The 21,012-nt window shown below is 65.4% G+C and carries 16 protein-coding genes and 1 pseudogene; 13 read left to right on the top strand and 4 right to left on the bottom strand.

All coding sequences use genetic code 11. The annotated features are described in order from the left end of the window. The first annotated feature begins 194 nt into the window (after positions 1 to 194). Positions 195 to 2,465: a PAS domain S-box protein gene (locus VB672_RS14205; RefSeq protein ID WP_329784843.1), complete on the top strand. Its 2,271-nt coding sequence runs from the start codon at positions 195 to 197 to the stop codon at positions 2,463 to 2,465. A gap of 282 nt (positions 2,466 to 2,747) precedes the next feature. Beyond that, positions 2,748 to 5,177 (top strand): penicillin acylase family protein, encoded by a 2,430-nt coding sequence (locus tag VB672_RS14200; protein WP_329784842.1) that lies wholly within the window; start codon positions 2,748 to 2,750, stop codon positions 5,175 to 5,177. A gap of 87 nt (positions 5,178 to 5,264) precedes the next feature. On the opposite strand, the pseudogene VB672_RS14195 reads toward VB672_RS14200, so the two are convergent. From VB672_RS14195 to VB672_RS14185, 3 genes and pseudogenes are all read right to left on the bottom strand, one after another. Beyond that, a pseudogene (locus VB672_RS14195) lies at positions 5,265 to 6,617 on the bottom strand (PQQ-dependent sugar dehydrogenase); the annotation flags it as partial. Continuing rightward, entirely contained in the window at positions 6,610 to 7,074 is a 465-nt protein-coding gene (locus VB672_RS14190) for a DUF2231 domain-containing protein (RefSeq protein ID WP_329784840.1), read from the bottom strand. The pseudogene VB672_RS14195 and the gene VB672_RS14190, both read right to left, overlap by 8 nt. Before the next feature lie 191 nt (positions 7,075 to 7,265). Next, positions 7,266 to 8,498 (bottom strand): argininosuccinate synthase, encoded by a 1,233-nt coding sequence (locus tag VB672_RS14185; protein ID WP_329784839.1) that lies wholly within the window; start codon positions 8,496 to 8,498, stop codon positions 7,266 to 7,268. A gap of 224 nt (positions 8,499 to 8,722) precedes the next feature. On the opposite strand from VB672_RS14185, the gene VB672_RS14180 reads away from it, so the two are divergent. The 10 genes from VB672_RS14180 (at position 8,723) to trpB (ending at position 19,204) form a co-directional block, all read left to right on the top strand. Further along, positions 8,723 to 9,352, top strand: coding sequence for a 2-hydroxychromene-2-carboxylate isomerase (locus VB672_RS14180; protein WP_329784838.1), 630 nt, complete (start codon positions 8,723 to 8,725; stop codon positions 9,350 to 9,352). Positions 9,353 to 9,507: 155 nt separating this feature from the next. After that, the gene (locus VB672_RS14175) at positions 9,508 to 10,803 is read left to right on the top strand and encodes an MFS transporter (RefSeq protein WP_329784876.1); all 1,296 of its coding nucleotides are present in this window, start codon (positions 9,508 to 9,510) and stop codon (positions 10,801 to 10,803) included. Positions 10,804 to 11,063: 260 nt separating this feature from the next. After that, positions 11,064 to 12,284: an SMP-30/gluconolactonase/LRE family protein gene (locus VB672_RS14170; RefSeq protein ID WP_329784837.1), complete on the top strand. Its 1,221-nt coding sequence runs from the start codon at positions 11,064 to 11,066 to the stop codon at positions 12,282 to 12,284. Between the two features lie 331 nt (positions 12,285 to 12,615). Beyond that, on the top strand, positions 12,616 to 14,316 hold the full coding sequence (rpsA, locus tag VB672_RS14165) for a 30S ribosomal protein S1 (protein WP_329784836.1): 1,701 nt from the start codon (positions 12,616 to 12,618) through the stop codon (positions 14,314 to 14,316). Positions 14,317 to 14,561: 245 nt separating this feature from the next. Then, the gene (gene sppA / locus VB672_RS14160; protein ID WP_329784835.1) at positions 14,562 to 15,527 is read left to right on the top strand and encodes a signal peptide peptidase SppA; all 966 of its coding nucleotides are present in this window, start codon (positions 14,562 to 14,564) and stop codon (positions 15,525 to 15,527) included. 26 nt (positions 15,528 to 15,553) lie between these two features. After that, on the top strand, positions 15,554 to 15,868 hold the full coding sequence (gene ihfB, locus VB672_RS14155; RefSeq protein WP_036360924.1) for an integration host factor subunit beta: 315 nt from the start codon (positions 15,554 to 15,556) through the stop codon (positions 15,866 to 15,868). Positions 15,869 to 15,909: 41 nt separating this feature from the next. Next, positions 15,910 to 16,266, top strand: coding sequence for a LapA family protein (locus VB672_RS14150; protein ID WP_329784834.1), 357 nt, complete (start codon positions 15,910 to 15,912; stop codon positions 16,264 to 16,266). Between the two features lie 9 nt (positions 16,267 to 16,275). Then, positions 16,276 to 17,223, top strand: a complete 948-nt coding sequence (locus VB672_RS14145; RefSeq protein WP_329784833.1) for an ornithine cyclodeaminase family protein — start codon at positions 16,276 to 16,278, stop codon at positions 17,221 to 17,223. Between the two features lie 10 nt (positions 17,224 to 17,233). Further along, positions 17,234 to 17,896, top strand: a complete 663-nt coding sequence (locus tag VB672_RS14140; RefSeq protein ID WP_329784832.1) for a phosphoribosylanthranilate isomerase — start codon at positions 17,234 to 17,236, stop codon at positions 17,894 to 17,896. Positions 17,897 to 17,953: 57 nt separating this feature from the next. Continuing rightward, entirely contained in the window at positions 17,954 to 19,204 is a 1,251-nt protein-coding gene (trpB, locus tag VB672_RS14135; RefSeq protein WP_329784831.1) for a tryptophan synthase subunit beta, read from the top strand. Positions 19,205 to 19,241: 37 nt separating this feature from the next. On the opposite strand, the gene VB672_RS14130 is transcribed toward trpB, so the two are convergent. Continuing rightward, positions 19,242 to 19,991: an AAA family ATPase gene (locus tag VB672_RS14130; RefSeq protein WP_442932039.1), complete on the bottom strand. Its 750-nt coding sequence runs from the start codon at positions 19,989 to 19,991 to the stop codon at positions 19,242 to 19,244. Between the two features lie 159 nt (positions 19,992 to 20,150). Between VB672_RS14130 and trpA the strand changes: the two genes are divergently transcribed. Next, entirely contained in the window at positions 20,151 to 20,990 is an 840-nt protein-coding gene (trpA, locus tag VB672_RS14125) for a tryptophan synthase subunit alpha (RefSeq protein WP_329784829.1), read from the top strand. Positions 20,991 to 21,012 lie beyond the last annotated feature (22 nt).

Genomic DNA, 21,012 nt, shown 5'->3' with positions numbered 1-21,012 from the left:
TTCCGAAAACTGGCATGCCCACTAGAACAACCTTGAACATTCCGCGGCCGCCCGCGTTTAGGCTCACGTGAAAGTCAAGGTTCACTCTCGCGGCGCAGGCATAGCCTGTGCCGTCCCGTCCATCCCTCTTCGGTTTCCAGCTAGGCCCGACTCGCCTCATGAATGCAGGACCAAGCCATCTCCGGGCGGTCACGATGCACGGTAAGGTCGCTCCCAACCTCGACTTCCTGAGCGACGGCGGCGAGATGGGGGCGCTCATGCGCGCCCATGACTGGACCACGTCGCCCCTCGGTCTGCCGGAAGGCTGGCCGCAGAGCCTTCGGACCGTGGTGAGCCTGATGCTCACCTCCAAGTTTCCCATGTTCGTCGCCTGGGGGCCGCATCTCGCTTTCCTGTACAACGACGGCTACCGGCCCATTTTCGGCGCGAAGCACCCGCATGCCCTGGGTCTGCCGTTCCGGGAGGTGTGGTCGGAAATCTGGTCTGACATCGAGCCTTTGGTCACGAAAGCGCTCGCCGGGGAGGCGACCTTTCACGAAGACTTGCACCTGGTAATGGAGCGCAACGGCTACCCGGAAGATACCTGGTACACCTTCTCCTACTCGCCCGTCCGCGATGAGACGGGCGGTATCGGCGGCATGTTCTGCGCCTGCACGGAGACCACGCAGGAGGTCAAGCTGCGTGCAGCCCTGAGAGCGGAGCAGGACCGGCTGCGCGAGCTCTTCCAGCAGGCGCCGGGCTTCATGGCGATGCTGCGCGGCCGCGACCATGTCTTCGAGCTGGCGAACGATGCCTATCTGCAACTGGTGGGCCATCGTCGCGACATCCTGGGCAAGCCCGTCCAAGACGTTCTCCCCGAGGTCGCCGGCCAGGGCTTCTTCGAGCTGCTCGATAAGGTCTACACGACGGGAGAGCCCTTCGTCGGACGCAGTCTGCGGGTCGGGCTTCAACGAAAGCCGGGCAGTCCCGTCGAGGACCGCTTCGTCGACCTGGTCTACCAGCCAGTCACCGACGGCGAGGGCACGGTCACGGGCATCTTCGCCGAGGGCTATGACGTCACCGAGCGGGTCCAGGCGGAGGAGAGCCTGCGCGAGAGCGAGGCACGGTTCCGCAATCTGGCCGACAACGCTCCCGTGATGGTCTGGGTCACGGAGCCCGACGGGACCTGCTCCTACCTGTCACGCTCCTGGTACGAGTTCACCGGCCAGACTCCAGAGACCGGATTGGGTTTCGGCTGGCTCGACGCCACCCATCCCGACGACCGCGGCTGGTCGGGCGAGATGTTTCGCGCCGCCAATGCCAGGCGGGAGCCGTTCCGGCTCGAATACCGCCTCCGTCGGGCCGACGGCACTTACCGCTGGGCCATCGATGCGGCCGCGCCGCGCATCGGCGAAGACGGCACCTTCCTCGGCTATGTCGGCTCCGTTCTCGACATCACCGAGCGCAAGCAGATCGAGGAGCGCCTGAGCGCAAGCGTGGCGGAGTTCCAGACCGTCACCAATGCAGCGCCCGCGCTCGTTTGGGCCTGCGCGAACGACGGCCGCATCATCTACATGAACGAGCGCTGGCACGAGTTCACCGGACAGACCGTCGAGGAGGCGCTCGGTTTCGGCTGGGCGAGCACGATGCATCCCGAGGATTCCAAACGCATCCTGCCCTACTGGCAGCATTGCCGTGAGACGGGCGACATCTATGAGGGCGAGGTGCGCTACCGCCGGCAGGACGGGGAGTATCGCTGGCACGCCTTTCGCGCCCTGCCGCATGTCGGCCCGGAAGGCGCCATCGAGAAATGGTTCGGCGTCAGCGTGGACATCCACGAGCGCAAGGAATGGGAGGAGCACCGGGAGCTTCTCATCAACGAGCTGAATCACCGGGTGAAGAACACGCTGACCATCGTCCAGTCGATGGCGGCCCAAAGCCTGCGACAGGTGAACGAGGAGAGCCGTCCCAAGCTCCAGGCTTTCGAGGACCGTCTGTTCGCCCTGGCCCGCGCCCATGACGTGCTCACGCGCGAGAACTGGGAGGGAGCGGAGCTTCGGGAGATCATCGACGAAGTCGTCGAGCCCTATCTCAGGCAGAAGACGAAGCACCTCGAGATCGAAGGACCACGTCTTCGCCTCATTCCGCGAACGGCCTTGGCCATTGCGATGGCGGTCCACGAACTCGCAACCAATGCGGCAAAATATGGAGCGCTCTCCGTCCCCTCGGGATGCGTCGTCATCACCTGGACGGTGATACACGGCAACGTTCCGCGCCTGGTGCTGAAATGGCAGGAGCAGGACGGCCCTCTGGTGACCGTGCCGACCCGCAGGGGCTTCGGCACGCGGCTGATCGAGCGCAGCCTGGCGCAGGATATCGGAGGCGACGTTCAGCTCACCTATGCGCCCGCCGGCGTCGTGTGCCTGATGGACATTCCGCTGGGCGATGCGGACGATGCGCGGGAGCCCGCCGCAGCGGCGACGTAACCGACGCATCGCGCAACCCTTCGTCTTCCGGAATCTGGATCGCAACGGCTGCAGCCTTCATCCCGATGAGGCCTGGCCTTGTGGTCGATGCGGTTCGCAAGCGCGCACAGATAGCGTGGACGCCCGAGGCGACAAGTTCCGCCACCTGATGGCTGCCCCGTCAGGAATGCAATTGTCCATCGCCCGACGAAAGACCGAGCATCGGGTGAGATCGATTCCCGAACGCCACTCCGATCCTGGAGAACAAGGGAATGATCGCATTCGCCAAGGGAGGAGAACGCGATGAGAGCTTTGTCCAGAACCGCACGATGGGTGCCATATGTGGGTGCTCTGCTCGCAAGCACGGCCATTCCGGCCTCCGCCGACATGTCGAGTGCCGTTCGAACCGCGTCGCAGCCGGTGAAGGGGCTGCAGGCTCCGGCTGAAATCATCGTCGATCACTGGGGCATTCCGCATATCTACACGGCCAACCAGCACGATGCCTTCTTCATGCAGGGCTACAATGCGGCCCGCGACCGGCTCTGGCAGATCGACCTTTGGCGCAAGCGCGGCCTCGGCCTGCTCGCGAAGGATTTCGGCCCCGATTACGCGGAGCAGGACCGCGCCGCCCGCATGTTCCTCTATCGCGGCGACATGGACAAGGAATGGGCCGCCTATGGACCCAACGCCAAGACCTACACGGAAGCCTTCGTCGAGGGCGTGAATGCGTTCGTGCAGGAGGTGCGGGACGGCACCCGTCCCGCACCGGCGGAGTTCAAGATCGCCGGGACGCAGCCCGACTTGTGGAAGCCGGAGGATGTGGTGCGCATCCGCAGCCATGGCCTGACCCGCAACGTGGCGTCCGAAGTCCGGCGCGCGCAGGTCGCGTGCGCGGCCGGTCTCGATGCCGACCGCCTGCGCACCAAGTTCGAGCCCGAATGGCAGACGAAGGTTCCGGCCGGCCTCGACCCATGCTCGATCCCGAAGGATGTTCTGAAGGATTACGAGCTCGGCACGAAGGACGTCTCGTTCACGGCGCCGCAGAAGAAAGCCTCCCTGGACACGCACGAGGACTTCCTCAACGAGGCCATGGCCAATATCGACCGGATCGGATCGAACAACTGGGTGGTCGCCGGCTCCCGGACGGCGACGGGCCGGCCGATCCTGGCGAACGATCCGCACCGGGCCCACGGCGTGCCGTCCTTACGCTACATCGTGCATCTGAATGCGCCCGGCATGTCGGTGATCGGAGCGGGCGAGCCGGCCCTGCCGGGCATCTCCATCGGGCACAACGGGCGGATCGCCTTCGGCCTGACGATCTTCGCGATCGACCAGGAGGACCTCTATGTCTACGAGCTCAATCCGAGCAACCCCAACCAGTACCGGTTCCGCGACGGCTGGGAAGACATGAGGGTCGTGCGGGAGACCATCGAGGTCAAAGGCGGAGAGCCGCGCAACGTCGACCTGCTCTTCACCCGTCATGGGCCGGTGCTGTCCAAGGATGACGCCGGGCGACGGGCCTTCGCCATGCGCTCGGTCTGGTTCGATCCCGGCACCTCCGCCTATTTCGGCTCGTCGGACTACATGACGGCCAAGAGCTGGAACGAGTTCTCGCAGGCCATGGACCGCTGGGGCGCCCCCTCCGAGAACCAGGTCTACGCAGATACCGACGGCAATATCGGCTGGATCCCGGGCGGGCTTACGCCCAGGCGGGTGAGCTATGACGGCCTGACGCCCGTGCCCGGCGACGGACGCTACGAGTGGGAGGGGTTCATCCCCATGTCGGACCTGCCGCGGGAGTACAATCCGTCCCAGGGTTTCTTCGCGACCGCGAACCAGAACAACCTGCCTCCCGGCTATCCGGTGAACGAGCGCAAGATCGGCTTCGACCAATGGGCCGATCCTTCGCGGTTCCAGCGCATCACGGAGGTGCTGCAATCGAAGCCGAAGTTCACCCTGGCCGATGCCATGGACCTGCAGAACGACGACACGAGCATGCTCGGCCGCCGGCTCATCGCCCTGCTCAAGCCGCTCCGCTCGGAGGATCCGAAGCAGCGGGCCGCGCTCGAACTGCTGCAGAATTGGGACGCGCGGGAGACCGCCGACAGCGCCGGCGCCGCGCTCTTCGAAGTCTGGACCAGCAAGCATCTGGGCCGGGCGACGGTGGCCGCGACGGCGCCAGAGGCAGCGCGCGCTATCATCGGCAACGGCAGCCTCTCGGCCGTGGTCGACTACCTCGAGAAGCCCGACCAGGCGCTGGGCGCCGATCAGGCGGCCGCGCGGGACAGGATCCTGCTCCAGAGCCTCTCGGCCGCGGCCGACGAGGTGGGCAAGTTGCTGGGCGACGACATGGCGCAATGGAAATGGGGCAACCTGCACCAGGCGGAGTTCAACCATGCCCTGAAGCCCCTCGCCGACAAGGCGACCCAGGCGCAGATGACCGTCGGGCCGCTCGTGATGGGCGGCGGCAACAACGTGCCCCACGCGGCGGGCTACAGCCCGACCACGTTCAAGGTGACGTCCGGTGCGTCGTTCCGCATGGTGCTTGATGTCGGCAACTGGGACGATAGCCGCGCGATCAACACGCCGGGCCAGTCCGGCAATCCCTACAGCCCGCATTACCGCGACCTCGCGCCGCTCTGGGCGACCGGCGATTACGTGCCGCTGCTCTACTCCCGGGAGGCGGTGGAAAGGGCTGCAAGCGAGCGCCTTCAGATGACCCCGAAGAGCTGATCGTAAGACATCGATGATTTCCGACAGCAAGGAAGGACCGGCCATCGGCCGGTCCTTCCTTGCTGGTTCATCCTGTCGTCACTGGCTCGGCGGAACCGGGCCGCTCGCCGCCACGCGCCACACGGCGTTGCCCGCATCGTCCGCGATGAGGAGCGCGCCGGTGCCGTCGATGGTGACGCCGACTGGCCGGCCGCGGGCCTGGTCGCCCTCCAGGAACCCGGTGACAACCTCCTGAGCCTTGCCGGCAGGCCGGCCGTTCTCGAACGGGACATAGACCACGTTGTACCCGTTGAAGGCATTGCGGTTCCAGCTGCCGTGCTGGCCGATGAACGCGCCTCTCCTGTATTGCTCAGGCAGCGACGCGTTCATCGAGAAGGTCAGGCCGAGCGCCGCCACGTGGCTCGAGAGCGCGTAGTCGGGCTTGATCGCCTTCTGCACCATCTCCGGGCGCGGCGGGTGCACGCGCTCGTCCACGTGATTGCCGAAATAGCTCCACGGCCAGCCGTAGAAGCCGTTCTCCTGCACCGAGGTCAGGTAGTCCGGCACGAGATTGGGGCCGAGTTCGTCGCGCTCGTTCACCACGGTCCAGAGAACGCCGGTTTCGGGATGGAACGTCAGGCCGTTGGGATTGCGCAGGCCCGAGGCGTAGAGGCGGGACATGCCGGTCGCCCGATCCACCTGCCAGATCGCGGCCCGGCCCTTCTCGGCCTCGAGCCCGCGCTCTGCGGCGTTCGAGTTGGAGCCGACCGAGGCATAGAGGAACCGGCCGTCCGGGCTCAGCGCCAGATCCTTGGTCCAGTGGTGGTTGATCGGCCCGCCCGGCAGCGGCGCCAGCATCTTGGGCGCGGCCGCGATCGCCGTCTCTCCGAGCCGGTAGGGATAGGCCAGGATCGCATCGGCCGCCGCCACGTACAGCGTTCCCTCGTGCCAGACGACACCGAAGGGCGAGTTGAGTCCTTTGAGCAGATCGTGGCGCTCGTCGACCGTGCCGTCGCGGTTCGTGTCGCGCAGCAGCGTGATCAGGTTGCTTTCCTTCTGCGGCCCGCCGGTGTCGCCCTTGGCCATCGCCATGACCCATTGGCGGATGACGTCCTTGGGCCGCGGCAGCGGCTTGCCCTCCGGGGCGCGCGACTGGACGACGAGCACGTCGCCGTTCGGCAGCGTGCGCACCATGCGCGGGCTGACGAGGTCCTTGGCGTAGAGCGTCACCGTCAGGCCCTGCGGGACCTTCGGCGTCTGACCGTCCTTCCAGCCGACGACCTCGGCGACCTTCAGATCGGGCATGAGTTCCGTGCTGGGCTCCGGCAGAACCGGATCGGGGCCGATCTGGCTGGAGATGTCGAAGCCCGTGTCGCTGTCGGTGCAGCCGGCGAGCGCAAGGGCCAGGAGGCAGGTTCCCGTCAAAGCCGAGGCCCGTTGCAGGCGAAAGCGGTCAGACATGATTGCGCACTCCCAAGGCAGGACCATAGGCGAACGAAGCGCCGAGCCACAGCGTGACGAGCATGGCCAGCACCGTCAGGGCCGACAGGGTCAACCCCCAGGGCATGACGGCCGTCCAGCCGTCCACCGCATGGGCCAGGTTGTTGAAGAAAGCCAGGATCAAAACGACGAGGGTTCCGAGGGCGGCGGGCCAGCCGAACCTCACGGCGCGGATCCCGAAGCGAACCAGGAAATAGATCGCGCCGAACAGGGCGGCCGCCACGCCGACGGTGATGCCCGCCAGCAGGAGCCAGGCGGAGAATTCCAGCCACATCAGGTTCGACGTGCGCCAATAAGCGATGTCGGTTGCGAGCGCGAGCGTGAAGCATGCGACGGGAAACGACGCGAGCAGCCGGTGGATCGTATGCCCGGCGATCGCGGCTTTCGATGGTGCGTACGGAACATGGGGCAACGGCATCGGGCCTCCGTCGGACGTTGAGATTTTTATCTCTACGGCTGAGTTTCCCTTAAGTTCCCCATTCTCCTCCAAAGGGCAGCCTCACATCAACGCGAGACGATCGGGATTGGCTGCACGCGGGAGGCGCTTGCCGAAAAGGAAAATGGCCGGGACATGCCCGGCCATGATGCAGCTGCTTTTCTTCTGTTCGCTTACAGCCCCAACTTCTTCTTGCGCTGGGCGAGCGTGCGTAGGCGAAGCGCGTTGAGCTTGATGAAGCCTGCGGCGTCGCGGTGGTCGTAGGCGACGGCGCCTTCCTCGAAGGTCACGAGGTCCTGGTCGTAGAGCGTGTAGGGGCTGGTGCGGCCGATGAGGTGGACGCCGCCCTTGTAGAGCTTGAGCGTCACCTCGCCGGTGACGAATTCCTGCGACCTGTCGATCAGCGCCTGGAGCATCTCGCGCTCGGGCGAGAACCAGAAGCCGTTATAGATGAGCTCGGCGTATTTCGGCATCAGCTCGTCCTTCAGGTGAGCCGCGCCGCGATCGAGGGTGATCGACTCGATGCCGCGATGGGCGAGGTGAAGGATCGTGCCGCCGGGCGTCTCGTACATGCCGCGGCTCTTCATGCCGACGAAGCGGTTCTCGACGAGGTCGAGGCGGCCGATGCCGTTGACCTTGCCGAGCTCGTTGAGCTTCGCCAGCAGGTCGGCGGGCCCGAGCTTCTTGCCGTCGATGGCGACCGGGTCGCCCTTCTGGAACTCGATCTTGATCACCGTCGGCTTGTCGGGGGCTGTCTCCGGGCCGTCGGTGCGCGAATAAACGTAGTCCGGCACTTCCATGGCCGGGTCCTCCAGCACCTTGCCCTCCGAGGAGGCGTGCAGGAGGTTGGCGTCGACGGAGAACGGCGCCTCGCCGCGCTTGTCCTTGGCGATCGGGATCTGGTGCTGCTCGGCGAAGGCGATGAGCTGCTCGCGGGAGCGCAGGTCCCATTCGCGCCAGGGGGCGATCACGGTCACGTCGGGCTTCAGGGCATAATAGCCGAGCTCGAAGCGGACCTGGTCGTTGCCCTTGCCGGTGGCCCCGTGGGCGACGGCGTCGGCGCCCACCTTCTCGGCGATCTCGATCTGCTTCTTGGCGATCAGCGGGCGGGCGATGGAGGTGCCGAGGAGATAAAGGCCCTCGTACTGCGCGTTGGCGCGGAACATCGGGAACACGTAGTCGCGCACGAACTCGTCGCGCAGGTCCTCGATGAAGATGTTTTCGGGCTTGATGCCCAGAAGCTCGGCCTTCTTGCGCGCCGGCTCGAGCTCCTCGCCCTGGCCGAGATCGGCCGTGAAGGTCACCACCTCGCAGCCATAGGTGGTCTGCAGCCATTTGAGGATGATCGAGGTGTCGAGGCCGCCGGAATAGGCGAGCACGACCTTGTTCACGCGCTTCTCAGCCATAGCAAGGGTTCCGTAGATAAGGGTGCTCGCGACTTAGAACATCGGACCCGAAAGGGGAAGCCACTTTCGCTTGGATCGAAGGGCATGCTTCCCTTGCATTCCTGATCGGAAAGCCAGGAACTGCCATAACCCTATGGAATAGGATAGGCCGCATCATGGAGCGAAAGCCGGCTTTGGGAGTTGGCCCGTTCCTTCCTCCAGGTCGCCGGCAGTGAAAGGCGCTCATGATCCGTCAGCCGCATCTCGAATTCTGGTACGAATTCGCCTCCACCTATTCCTATCTCGCCGCCATGCGCATCGAAAAGGCGGCCGCCGAGGCCGGCGTGGCGCTCCTGTGGCGCCCGTTCCTGCTCGGGCCGATCTTCAAGGCCCAGGGGATGGAGACGTCGCCCTTCGCGGCCTATCCGGTCAAGGGCCGCTACATGTGGCGGGACATGGAGCGGGAGACGGCCCGGCTCGGGCTGCCCTTCTACCGCCCCAAGACCTTTCCCCAGAACGGACTTCTGGCGGCACGCGTCGCGCTCCTCGGCGTCGAGCGCGGCTGGACCCCGGCTTTCACCAAGGCGGTCTACACGGCCGAATTCGGCGAATGCCGCGACATCGCCGATCCGGCGGTGCTGTCCGGGATCCTGACGGGGCTGGGGCTCGAGGCCGAAGCGATCCTCGCGGAGGCGCAGGCGGATGCCAACAAGATGCGCCTGCGCCGGATGGGCGACGAGATCCAATCCCGCGGTCTCTTCGGCGCGCCCACCTTCTTCACCGAGGATGGGGAGATGTTCTGGGGCAACGACCGGCTCGAACAGGCCCTCGACTGGGCCGTCGCCCAGGCGCGGCGCTCGGACTGGCCGGTTTGACCCAAGGTCAAGCGGGCCCTATGTCGGGCGCAAACATATAAGGCCGCAGCGGGACGCCAATCGCTGCCGCCCCCTCCGACATCCTTCCATCCTCTCCGTAAAGCCATGCGCTCCCTCGCCGGGGCGCGTGCCCCCGTTGGAAAACGAAACGCATGATGTTGATGAAAAACAGTGTCGCCGACCAGAAGGGCCGCCTCAAGTCGATCCTCGGCGGATCGGCCGGCAACATGGTCGAGTGGTACGACTGGTACGTCTATTCCGCCTTCACCCTCTATTTCGCGCCGATCTTCTTTCCCAAGGGAGATCAGACCGCCCAGCTCCTGAACGCCGCCGCCGTCTTCGCGGTCGGCTTCCTCATGCGCCCCATCGGCGCCTGGATCATGGGCATCTACGCGGATCGCCGGGGCCGCAAGGCAGGCCTGACCCTCTCGGTCACGCTCATGTGCACGGGCTCGCTGATGATCGCCGTCACGCCCGGCTACGAGAGCATCGGCGTGCTTGCGCCGATCGTCCTGGTTCTGGCGCGCCTGCTCCAGGGCATCAGCGTCGGCGGCGAGTACGGCGCCAGCGCCACCTACTTGAGCGAAATGGCCGGCAAGAGCCGCCGCGGCTTCTTCTCCAGCTTCCAGTACGTGACGCTGATCTCGGGTCAGCTTCTCGCGCTCGCCGTGCTTCTGATCCTGCAGCAGGTCATGCCCGAGCGGGATCTCGAAGCCTGGGGCTGGCGCATCCCGTTCGCCATCGGCGGCGTGCTCGCGGTGATCGTCTTCTATCTCCGCCGCGGCCTTGCCGAGACGCAATCCTACAAGAACGCGCAAGGCACGACCGCCCCGCGCTCCAGCGGCTTCGCGCTCTTCACTCAATATCCGCGCGAGGCCTTCACGGTGATCGCGCTCACCGCCGGCGGCACGCTCGCCTTCTATGCCTATACCACCTACCTGCAGAAGTTCCTGGTCAACACCTCGGGCTTCTCCCGGGAGTCGGCAAGCCAGATCACGGCCGCGGCGCTGTTCGTCTTCATGCTGCTGCAGCCCGTGGCCGGCGCCCTGTCGGACAGGATCGGCCGCAAGCCGCTGATGGTGGGCTTCGGCATCCTCGGCGTGCTGTTCACCTACCTGATCTTCTCGACGCTCGCAGGCACAAAGGACCCGACCATGGCCTTCGCCCTCTGCCTTGCGGCGCTCGTGATCGTCACCGGCTACACCTCCATCAACGCGGTGGTGAAAGCCGAGATGTTCCCGGCCCATATCCGGGCGCTCGGCGTCGCGCTGCCTTACGCCATCGCCAACACGGTCTTCGGCGGCACGGCCGAATACGTGGCCCTGTGGTTCAAGCAGGCGGGCATCGAATACGGCTTCTTCTGGTATGTGACCGGCATGATCGGCCTGTCGCTCATCGTGTACCTGCGAATGAGGGACACCCGCGAGCACAGCCTCATTCACGAGGACTGAAGACCGGCGGCCTCTTCGCTGCCATCGCTCGAACCTTCTCACCCCCGCTTTGCGCAAAGCGGGGGTGAATGTTTTTCCAGCCGTCGGGTCAGGACGATCGTGCTGCGCGATGACGCGGCGATAACTCTTCCGAGTCAGCTCTTGACTGAATTCCTCTAAAGAGCAGTTCAAGCTTCGCTGAAATGGGATTCTGCCCCAGCAGCGAGGCTCGCGGTCGGCTGACCGGCGGGCGACAAAGATGCCGAACCAGGGAGGTGTCCATGACTTCGCAGCACCGTTCGTCGGTCGAGTATCCTGATATCCTGTCCAGACGCAGCCTCATCAAGGCCATGGGCGTCGGGGCTCTTGCCGCCAGCTCCGGCAGCGCCCTCGCACAGGCTCCCGCCCAGCCGCCCAGCACCGTGACGAATCCCCCGCGCGACTTCGGCCCCGGCGGTGCCCCCACCACCTATTTCACCGATCCGGACATTCTCACGGTCGATCCGCTCTTCAACCAGTACGCCCAGCCCAACAGCGCCATCACCCGCCTGTGGACGGGAGCGCTCTGGGCCGAGGGGCCGGCCTGGAACGCCCAAGGGCGCTATCTCGTCTGGAGCGACATCCCGAACAACCGGCAGATGCGCTGGCTCGAGGACGATGGACATGTGACGGTCTTCCGCATGCCGTCGAACAACAGCAACGGCAACAGCTTCGATTTCCAGGGCCGCCAGCTCTCCTGCGAGCATCTCACCCGGCGCGTCGTCCGCTACGAGCTCGACGGCTCGGTCACGGTGCTGGCCGATTCCTTCGAGGGCAAGCGCCTCAACTCTCCCAACGACGTGGTCGCCCATCCCGACGGCAGCTACTGGTTCACGGACCCGCCCTATGGCGGCCAGCTCTACGAAGGCGCGCCGGACGTCCAGGGTGGGCCGAGCAATGCGGGCGGGCGGCTCAACCCCCGGCTCGGCCAGCCGGCCGGCATCGGCACGGCGCGGCGGGAGCTGCCGACCAACTGCTACCGTGTCGATCCCAGCGGCCGCGTCGACCTCGTGGTGACGGAGGACCAGGTCCCCGATCCCAACGGGCTGTGCTTCTCGCCCGATTACAAGCGGCTCTACGTGGCGAGCACGGGCAAGGGTCCGGGCGACACGGGCCCCGGCGGCAAGGGCGACATCCACGTCTTCGACGTCGGCACCGACAACAGGCTCTCCAACCGCCGGGTGTTCACCGACTGCGTGATCGACGGGGTGAAGTGCGGCCCCGACGGCCTGCGCTGCGACGTGGACGGCAACCTGTGGGCTTCGAGCAATGCAGGCCGGGCGGTCGGCTACAGCGGCGTGACCGTCTGGACGCCCGAGGGCAAGCTCATCGGGCGCATTCGCCTGCCGGAAGTCTGCGGCAATGTCTGCTTCGGAGGGCCCAAGCGGAACCGGCTGTTCATGGCGGCGAGCCAGTCGCTCTACGCGGTCTACGTGAACACGCAGGGAGCCGCCCCCGGCTGAGCGCCGGGGCCCGGGCGGCCTGTGCGGGGATCTGCTTAAATCCTTGAAAGCCTTGTGATCCGGGCCCAATTGGGATAAGAGAACCTTCATCCGACAAGACATTGACGGTTTATTAAGCGTAGGGCGCGTGTTCCGCGCCCTTGTGGCGTCCCGAAAAGTCTTGTCGGTACAAGCGTTTCCATCCGTCGATGATACGCCGGCCCGCTGATGAAGCGGCATGCCCTGGACATGGCCCTAAAAGGGGCGTCCTCGGGCAGCGGCGGCTGGAAACGGCCCGTTAACACGAGCCGCCGGCGTTGCCCCTTTGAACGAGGGCCATTCAGGAGAACCTATGTCTGCAGCTTTGCAACAGCCGAGCCGTGAAGATTTCGCGGCCCTGCTCGAAGAATCCTTCCGCACCTCCGAGATCAGCGAAGGCTCGGTCGTGAAGGGCAAGGTGGTCGCGATCGAAAAGGACGTCGCGGTCATCGATATCGGCGCCAAGACCGAAGGTCGCGTCGCCCTGAAAGAATTTGCCGGCCCGAACCGCGACCAGACGGTTGTCGTCGGTGACGAGGTCGAGGTCTATGTCGAGCGCATCGAGAATGCGCTGGGCGAGGCCGTCATCTCCCGTGACAAGGCCCGCCGCGAAGAGTCGTGGGTGAAGCTCGAGAAGGCCTTCGAGGCCGGCGAGCGCGTCAACGGCACGATCTTCAACCAGGTGAAGGGCGGCTACACGGTCGACCTCGACGGCGCCGTGGCGTTCCTGCCGCGCTCGCAGGTCGACATCCGTCCCGTCCGCGACGTCACCCCGCTCATGGGCGTGGCTCAGCCGTTCCAGATCCTCAAGATGGACCGCCGCCGCGGCAACATCGTCGTGTCGCGTCGTACGGTTCTCGAGGAGAGCCGCGCCGAGCAGCGCTCCGAACTCGTGGCCAACCTCGAAGAGGGTCAGGTCATCGACGGCGTGGTCAAGAACATCACCGAGTACGGTGCGTTCGTTGACCTCGGCGGCATCGACGGCCTGCTGCACGTCACCGACATGGCATGGCGCCGCGTCAACCATCCGTCCGAGGTCGTAACCATCGGCCAGACGGTGAAGGTGAAGATCATCAAGATCAACCACGAGACGCACCGCATCTCGCTGGGCATCAAGCAGCTGCTCGCCGATCCGTGGGAAGGCATCGCCGCCCGCTATCCGGTCGGCGCCAAGCTGAAGGGCCGCGTCACGAACATCACCGATTACGGTGCGTTCGTTGAGCTCGAGCCCGGCATCGAAGGCCTGATCCACGTCTCCGAGATGTCCTGGACGAAGAAGAACGTCCACCCCGGCAAGATCATCTCCACCTCGCAGGAGGTTGAGGTTGTGATCCTCGAGGTCGATCAGGTGAAGCGCCGCATCTCGCTCGGCCTGAAGCAGACGCTTCAGAACCCGTGGGAGGCCTTTGCCGAGAAGCACCCTGTCGGCTCCGAAGTCGAAGGCGAGGTCAAGAACAAGACCGAGTTCGGTCTGTTCATCGGTCTCGAGAACGACGTCGACGGCATGGTCCACCTCTCGGACCTCGACTGGAACCGTCCGGGCGAGCAGGTCATCGACGACTTCAAGAAGGGCGACATCGTCCGTGCTCAGGTTCTCGACGTGGACGTCGAGAAGGAGCGCATCTCGCTCGGCATCAAGCAGCTTGCAGGCGATCCCTTCGCCGAAGCCGGCGAGATCAAGAAGGGCCAGATCGTCACCTGCGAGGTTCTCGAGGTGAAGGACGGCGGCCTGGAGGTGAAGATCGTCGACACGGACCTCACCACCTTCATCAAGCGCAACGAGCTTGCTCGTGACCGCGCCGACCAGCGCCCCGAGCGCTTCGCCGCCGGCGAGAAGCTCGATGCCCGCGTCACGCAGTTCGACCGCAAGGCCCGTCGCGTCACCGTCTCCATCAAGGCCCTCGAGGTCGCTGAGGAGAAGGAGGCCATGGCCCAGTACGGATCGGCCGATTCGGGCGCGTCGCTCGGCGACATCCTCGGTGCGGCTCTCAAGGCCCGCACCGACAAGAAGTAATCGGTCTCTCGGTCTTCGAGAGTCTGATGGATCCCCGGGCCCCAGGCCCGGGGATTTTTGTTTTCAGAACCCGTGGGCCGTCGCGCGAGATTTTTTGTTGGCCGGCTCGCCTGCTGCCCTATCTGCTTGGGCTTGGACGCATTTTCGGCCGGGGCGGATTCACGTTCGCCACCTGGAAATTGCGTTGAAAGCGCTCTAGGGTGCTGCCCTTCTCATCCGACTTGGAACCAGCAAGAGACCAATCGATGTCCATCGACGCCGAAGCCATCGCCGACCGCCGCCGTCTGCGCCGCAAGCTGTCCTTCTGGCGCGTCGCCGGATTTTCAGGCCTCATCGCGGCCGTCGCCGCCATCGGCTATGCCGCCGCCGACCGGGCCGGATACGGGGCGATCCAGAACCAGATCGCGCGCATTTCCATCGACGGCGTGATCACCGGCAACCAGCGTCTCGCCGACCTGATGCAGCGGGTGGGCGATTCGAGCGCCGTCTCCGGGGTCGTGATCTCCATCAACAGCCCCGGCGGCACCACCACCGGCTCCGAGGAACTCTTCCGCAACATCCGCCGGCTGAGCGAGAAGAAGCCGGTCGTCACCTTCGTCGACGGCACGGCCGCCTCAGGCGGCTACATCACGGCGGTCGCCACCGATTACATTGTTGCCCGGGAGACCTCGATCGTGGGCTCCATTGGCGTGCTCTTCCAATATCCCGACTTGTCGGGCCTCATGGGCCAGGTCGGCGTCAAGCTGGAGGAGGTGAAGTCCTCGCCGCTCAAGGCGGAGCCCAGCCCGTTCAAGCCGACCTCGCCGGAAGCCCGCGCGGCCATGCAGGCGGTGGTCAACGACACCTATGACTGGTTCAAGACGCTGGTGCGCGACCGCCGCCGCCTGAGCGAGAGCGAACTGGCCGCCGCCTCCACCGGCCAGGTCTTCAGCGGCCGGCAGGGCGTGCCCCTGAAGCTCGTCGACAAGATCGGCGGCGAGCGCGACGCGGTCGCCTGGCTCGAGCAGAACAAGGGCGTGGCCAAGGACCTGCCGATTCGCGACTGGAAGCCGAGCAGCGACCGGGATCTTTCCCTCTTCGCCATGAGCGCCACGATGGCCGATCTCTTCGGATTCGAGCGCGTGGCCGACGCGTTGCGCCGGACATCGTCTCAGGCCGAGGTTGCGCAACTTGACGGCCTCCTGGCCGTCTGGCAACCTTTGGAAAAATAAAGCAACGTCAAAGATATAGCCATTCCATGATCAAATCCGAACTGGTGCTCAAGATCGCCGAGCAGAACCCGCATCTCTACCAGCGAGACGTGGAAAAGATCGTGAATGCGATCCTCGATACCATCGCCGATGCCCTCGCCAGGGGCGATCGGGTCGAGCTGCGCGGCTTCGGCGCGTTCTCGGTGAAGAAGCGGGACGCTCGCACGGGCCGCAACCCGCGCACGGGCGAATCCGTTTCCATCTCCGAAAAGGTCGTTCCCGTCTTCAAGACGGGCAAGGAAATGCGTCAGCGGCTCAACGCCCCGGCTCCGAAGGTGCTCAAGGCCGCTGCCGCCCAGTAATCCTTGCCACCGATCCTTGAAGTCATTCTTGAGAGGTGTTCGTGATTCGTTTTCTGAAGGCGCTCATTCTCCTGCCGGTGGCCATCCTGATCGTCTTGCTCGCGGTCGCGAACCGGGCGCCGGTGACCCTGTCGCTCGATCCGTTCTCGCAGGACGCGCCGGAATTCGCCACGCAGCTGCCCCTGTTCGCCGTGATCTTCGCGGCCGTCATGCTCGGCGTGGTGATCGGCGGCACGGCAAGCTGGCTCGCGCAGGGCAAGAACCGGAAGTCGCGGCGCCAGCTCCGGCGCGAGACGCGGCAGCTGCGCTACGAGACTGAGCGCCTCAAGTCACAGAACGCCCCGGCCACGACCACCTTGCCGGCCACCGTCTCCTCCTCCCCGGGCCCCCGGTTCTAAGCAAACTCCATGCGTGTCGTGACCTCCGCCGAGATCGATCGGGTTCTCACCTTTCCGGCCCTGATCGATGCCCTGGCCGAGGCCTTTCGCGGCGACATGGTCGCGCCCCCGCGGCACCATCACGAGATCGAGCGTCCGCGCGCTCCCGGCACGCTCCTGCTCATGCCGTCCTGGACCGGTCCCGCCATGCGGGACGGGTTCGTCGGCGTAAAGGTCGTGTCCGTCTTCCCGGAGAATGGTGCCAAGGGCCTGCCCAGCGTGATGGGATCCTATCTTCTGATGGACGGCGAGACGGGCGAGCCCGTCTCGGTTCTCGACGGCACGCGCCTGACAGTCTGGCGCACGGCCGCCGCCTCCGCCCTGGCGGCGCGCCATCTGGCCCGCGAGGATGCGAGCCGCATGGTGATGATCGGATCCGGCGCACTGGCGCCCTTCCTCATTCGCGCCCATCTGAGCCAACGCCCAATCCGCGAGGTGGCGCTCTGGAACCATAACGGCCGGAAGGCCGAGAGCCTTGCCGCCTCGCTCCGGGCCGAAGGTCTGCCGGTCACGGCGGTGACGGATCTCGAAGACGCAGTGCGCGGGGCTGATCTCGTCTCCTGCGCGACGCTCTCGACCGCCCCCATCGTCAAGGGCGCCTGGCTCAAGGCGGGCGCGCATCTCGATCTCGTCGGCGCCTTCAATCTCAAGATGCGCGAGGCCGATGACGAAGCCCTGCGCCGGGCGCAGGTCTATATCGACACGCCGGCCGCCAGGTCAGAGGGCGGCGACGTGGCCGTGTCGCTCCAGAGCGGCGCGATCCCCGAGAGCCATGTTCTCGGAACCCTGACGGACCTGTGCCAAGCCCCGCCCCGTCGCGATCCTGAAGCCATCACGGCCTTCAAATCGGTGGGTGCCGCGCTGGAGGATCTGGCTGCGGCGATGCTGGTATGGCGCTCCCTGGCAAAAGCGTTGTAAAAGTGCCCTCATGGACAATCTGGTGAAAATCTGCGGGCTCTCCACGCCCGAGACCCTCGATGCCGCCCTGGCCGCAGGTGCGGACATGGTCGGCTTCGTGCGCTTCCCCAGGAGCCCCCGTCACGTCAGCCTGGATCTCGGGCACCGTCTCTCCCTGCAGGCCAGGGGCCGCGCCCAGCGCGTGGTGCTGCTGGTCGATCCGGCCGACGAGGCGATCGCGCAGGCCATCGAGGCGCTCAACCCCGACCTGATCCAGCTGCATGGCCACGAGAGCCCCGAGCGCGTGGCCGAGATCCGGGCCATGGTCAGGCGGCCGGTCATGAAGGCTGTCGGCATCGAGCAAGCCTCCGATCTGCAGGCGCTTCGCCCCTATGCGGGCGGCGTCGACCACATCCTGCTCGACGCCAAGCCGCCCCGCACGGCCGAGGCTCTGCCCGGCGGCAACGGGATCTCCTTCGACTGGCGGCTCCTCGACGGGCTTGACCGTAAGGTTTCCTTCATGCTGTCAGGAGGCCTCACCCCCGACAACGTGGCGGAGGCCATCCGGCTTACGAAGCCCAGGGCGGTGGACGTGTCGTCCGGGGTGGAAAGCGGTCCGGGTCTGAAGGATCCGGCCAGGATCGAGGCCTTCATCCGGGCCGCCCGGTCAGCATTCGCTGCTGCCCATCACTAGACCAGGACGGCACGTCTGTTCGGGCGTGCTTATCAGACCTTCAAGGCAGGACAGGCCGTGTCAGCTCAAGCCCAACCCAATTCCTTCCGCACCGGTCCCGACGAGCGCGGGCATTTCGGCCAGTTCGGCGGCCGCTTCGTGGCCGAGACCCTGATGCCGAACATCCTCGAGCTGGAAAAGGCCTACGAGGAGGCGAGGAACGATCCGGCCTTCCACGCCGACATGGCGAGCTACTCGACCCATTACATCGGCCGTCCGAGCCCGCTCTATTTCGCCGAACGCATGACCGAGCATCTCCGTGAGGTTTCGACGGCCTCCGGCCTATCGGGCGGCGCAAAAATCTACTTCAAGCGCGAAGAGCTGAACCACACCGGCGCCCACAAGGTGAACAACGTGTTGGGCCAGATCCTTCTCGCCCGCCGCATGGGCAAGAAGCGCATCATCGCCGAGACGGGCGCGGGCCAGCACGGGGTTGCCACCGCGACGCTCTGCGCACGCTTCGGGCTGGAATGCATCGTCTATATGGGCGCGGTCGACGTGGAGCGGCAGAAGCCCAACGTGTTCCGCATGAACATGCTCGGCGCCAAGGTCGTGCCCGTGCAGTCCGGCACCCGCACGCTCAAGGACGCCATGAACGAGGCCCTGCGCGACTGGGTGACGAACGTCGCCGATACCTTCTACTGCATCGGCACGGTGGCGGGCCCGCACCCCTATCCGGCCATGGTGCGCGACTTCCAGTGCGTCATCGGAACCGAGACCCGCGAGCAGATGATGCAGGCCGAAGGCCGCCTGCCGGATTCGCTCGTCGCCTGCATCGGCGGCGGCTCCAACGCGATCGGCCTCTTCCACCCCTTCCTGGACGACAAGGACATCGAGATCTACGGCGTGGAGGCGGCCGGCCACGGCCTCGACAAGCTGCATGCGGCCTCCCTTTCCGGCGGTCGCCCGGGCGTGCTCCACGGCAACCGCACCTACCTGCTCATGGATCGTGACGGACAGATCCAGGACGCCCATTCGATTTCGGCGGGCCTCGACTATCCGGGGATCGGTCCGGAACACGCCTGGCTGCACGAGATGGGGCGCGTGACCTACCTCTCCGCTACCGACCAGGAGGCGCTGGACGCCTTCCAGCTCTGCTCGCGGCTCGAGGGCATCCTGCCCGCGCTCGAGCCGAGCCATGCGCTCGCCAAGGTCATGGAACTGGCTCCGCAGAAGCCCAAGGATCACCTGATGGTGGTCAATATCAGCGGCCGCGGCGACAAGGACCTGTTCCAGATCGCCGAGCATCTGGGCAACCAGATCGTTTGAGGCATGGTCATGGAAGGGCCCTGCCTGCAGGGCCCTTTCAATCCTCCAACATCATCTGGATGAAAAGCTCGGGATCGAGGCAGAACTCTCGCAGCAATCGGAAATGCTGCGTTTCCTCGAGCTTGATCGGCTCCAATCCATGTTTTGATAACCCAAGCAGCCTTGCGCCAGGGTAGGCCATCAGCATGGGCGAGTGCGTTGCCATGATGACTTGGCTGAAACCTGCCTCATCCATGCGGCGCAAAAGCTTGAGGAACTCCACCTGCCGCGATGGCGATAGAGCTGATTCCGGCTCGTCGAAGATGTAGAGACCTTGATTTCTGCAACGTTCCTCGAAGAAGCGCAGAAACCCCTCCCCATGGGAATGGGAGAGGAAATCTGGCGGAGCCTGTCCCGCATCCATCGCGGCCTGGTCGAGATAGCGGGAGACGGAGAAGAAGCTCTCGGCTCTGAAAAACCAGCCTCGTGTGATTTTTGGCAGCCAGCTTGCGCGTAAAGCCTTGCTCAAATCCCCGCCCATCGCCTCCACCGCGCGGGAGTGATCGACGGGCATGTATCCTTTCCCGCCACCGGCTTCATCGTAGCCGGCCAGAGCGGCGATACCCTCCAGGATGGTCGATTTCCCGACACCGTTCTCACCCACGATGATGGTGATGGGGCTGTCGAACTCGAGTGAGAATTCGTCGCGGCTGAAGATCGGCAGGCAAAAGGGATAGACGTTCCGATCGGGGACGCGGTCCTCATCGAGCCATATCCGCTTGAGATAGGGGGCTCGCAGCTTGCTCATTTGGGTGGTTCTCGCCAAGAGCCGGCTCCCGGAGATCTCGCGTCGCGAAGAGGGTGAGCCTCGCCTTACCGCGGGCCCGAAAACACCATTACATGCGGCTTCGCGGAAATGCGATATCCCTGTCCACATCTCGCAAATCCCATGCTAAAGACGCAGCCCATGACAAAGCGCATCGAAGCCCGTTTTCAACAATGCCGCCAGGAGGGCCGCGCCGCCCTGGTGACCTATGTGATGGCCGGCGATCCGGATCCGGAGACCTCTTTGGAGATCCTGAAAAGCCTGCCGAGGGCCGGGGCCGACATCGTCGAGTTCGGGCTGCCCTTCACCGATCCCATGGCCGACGGCCCGGCGATCCAGGCGGCGGGCCTGCGGGCCCTGAAAGTGGGCCAGGACACGGTCAAGACCCTCGACCTGATCCGCCGCTTCCGGACCGGAGATCAGGACACGCCCGTGATCCTCATGGGCTATTTCAACCCGATCTTCGTCTATGGCGTCGACCGCTTCCTGGCGGATGCCAAAGAGGCCGGCGTCGACGGCCTGATCGTCGTCGACCTGCCTCCGGAGGAAGACGACGAGCTGTGCCTGCCGGCCCTCGAGGCGGGCCTCGCCTTCATTCGGCTCGCCACCCCGACCACGGACGACAGGCGTCTGCCGGCGGTGCTCGCGAACACGGCGGGCTTCGTCTATTACGTCTCGATCACCGGCATCACCGGCGCGGCGACGCCTGATTTCGGCAAGGTCGCGACCGCCGTGGAGCGGATCAAGCGTCACACGCCTCTCCCGGTCGTCGTGGGCTTCGGCGTCAAGAGCGGGGCGCATGCGGCGGCGGTGGCCCAGGGCGCCGACGGGGTCGTGGTGGGTTCCGCCCTCATCGACGCGCTGAAGGGCACCCTCGACGCCGAGGATCGCGCGACGGCAGGCTCCGTCGAGGCGGTGACGAAGCTGGTAAAGGAATTGAGCGAAGGCGTGCGCTCGGTGGCAAAACGAGCGGCGGCCTAATACATAAGGCACGTCATCCCTG

Origin of the sequence: Microvirga sp. CF3016, from assembly GCF_036314085.1 — a bacterium.
Taxonomy (GTDB): Bacteria; Pseudomonadota; Alphaproteobacteria; order Rhizobiales; family Beijerinckiaceae; genus Microvirga.
The sequence above is the reverse complement of the archived record's forward strand: the minus strand, read 5'-3'. Positions and strand labels throughout refer to the sequence as shown.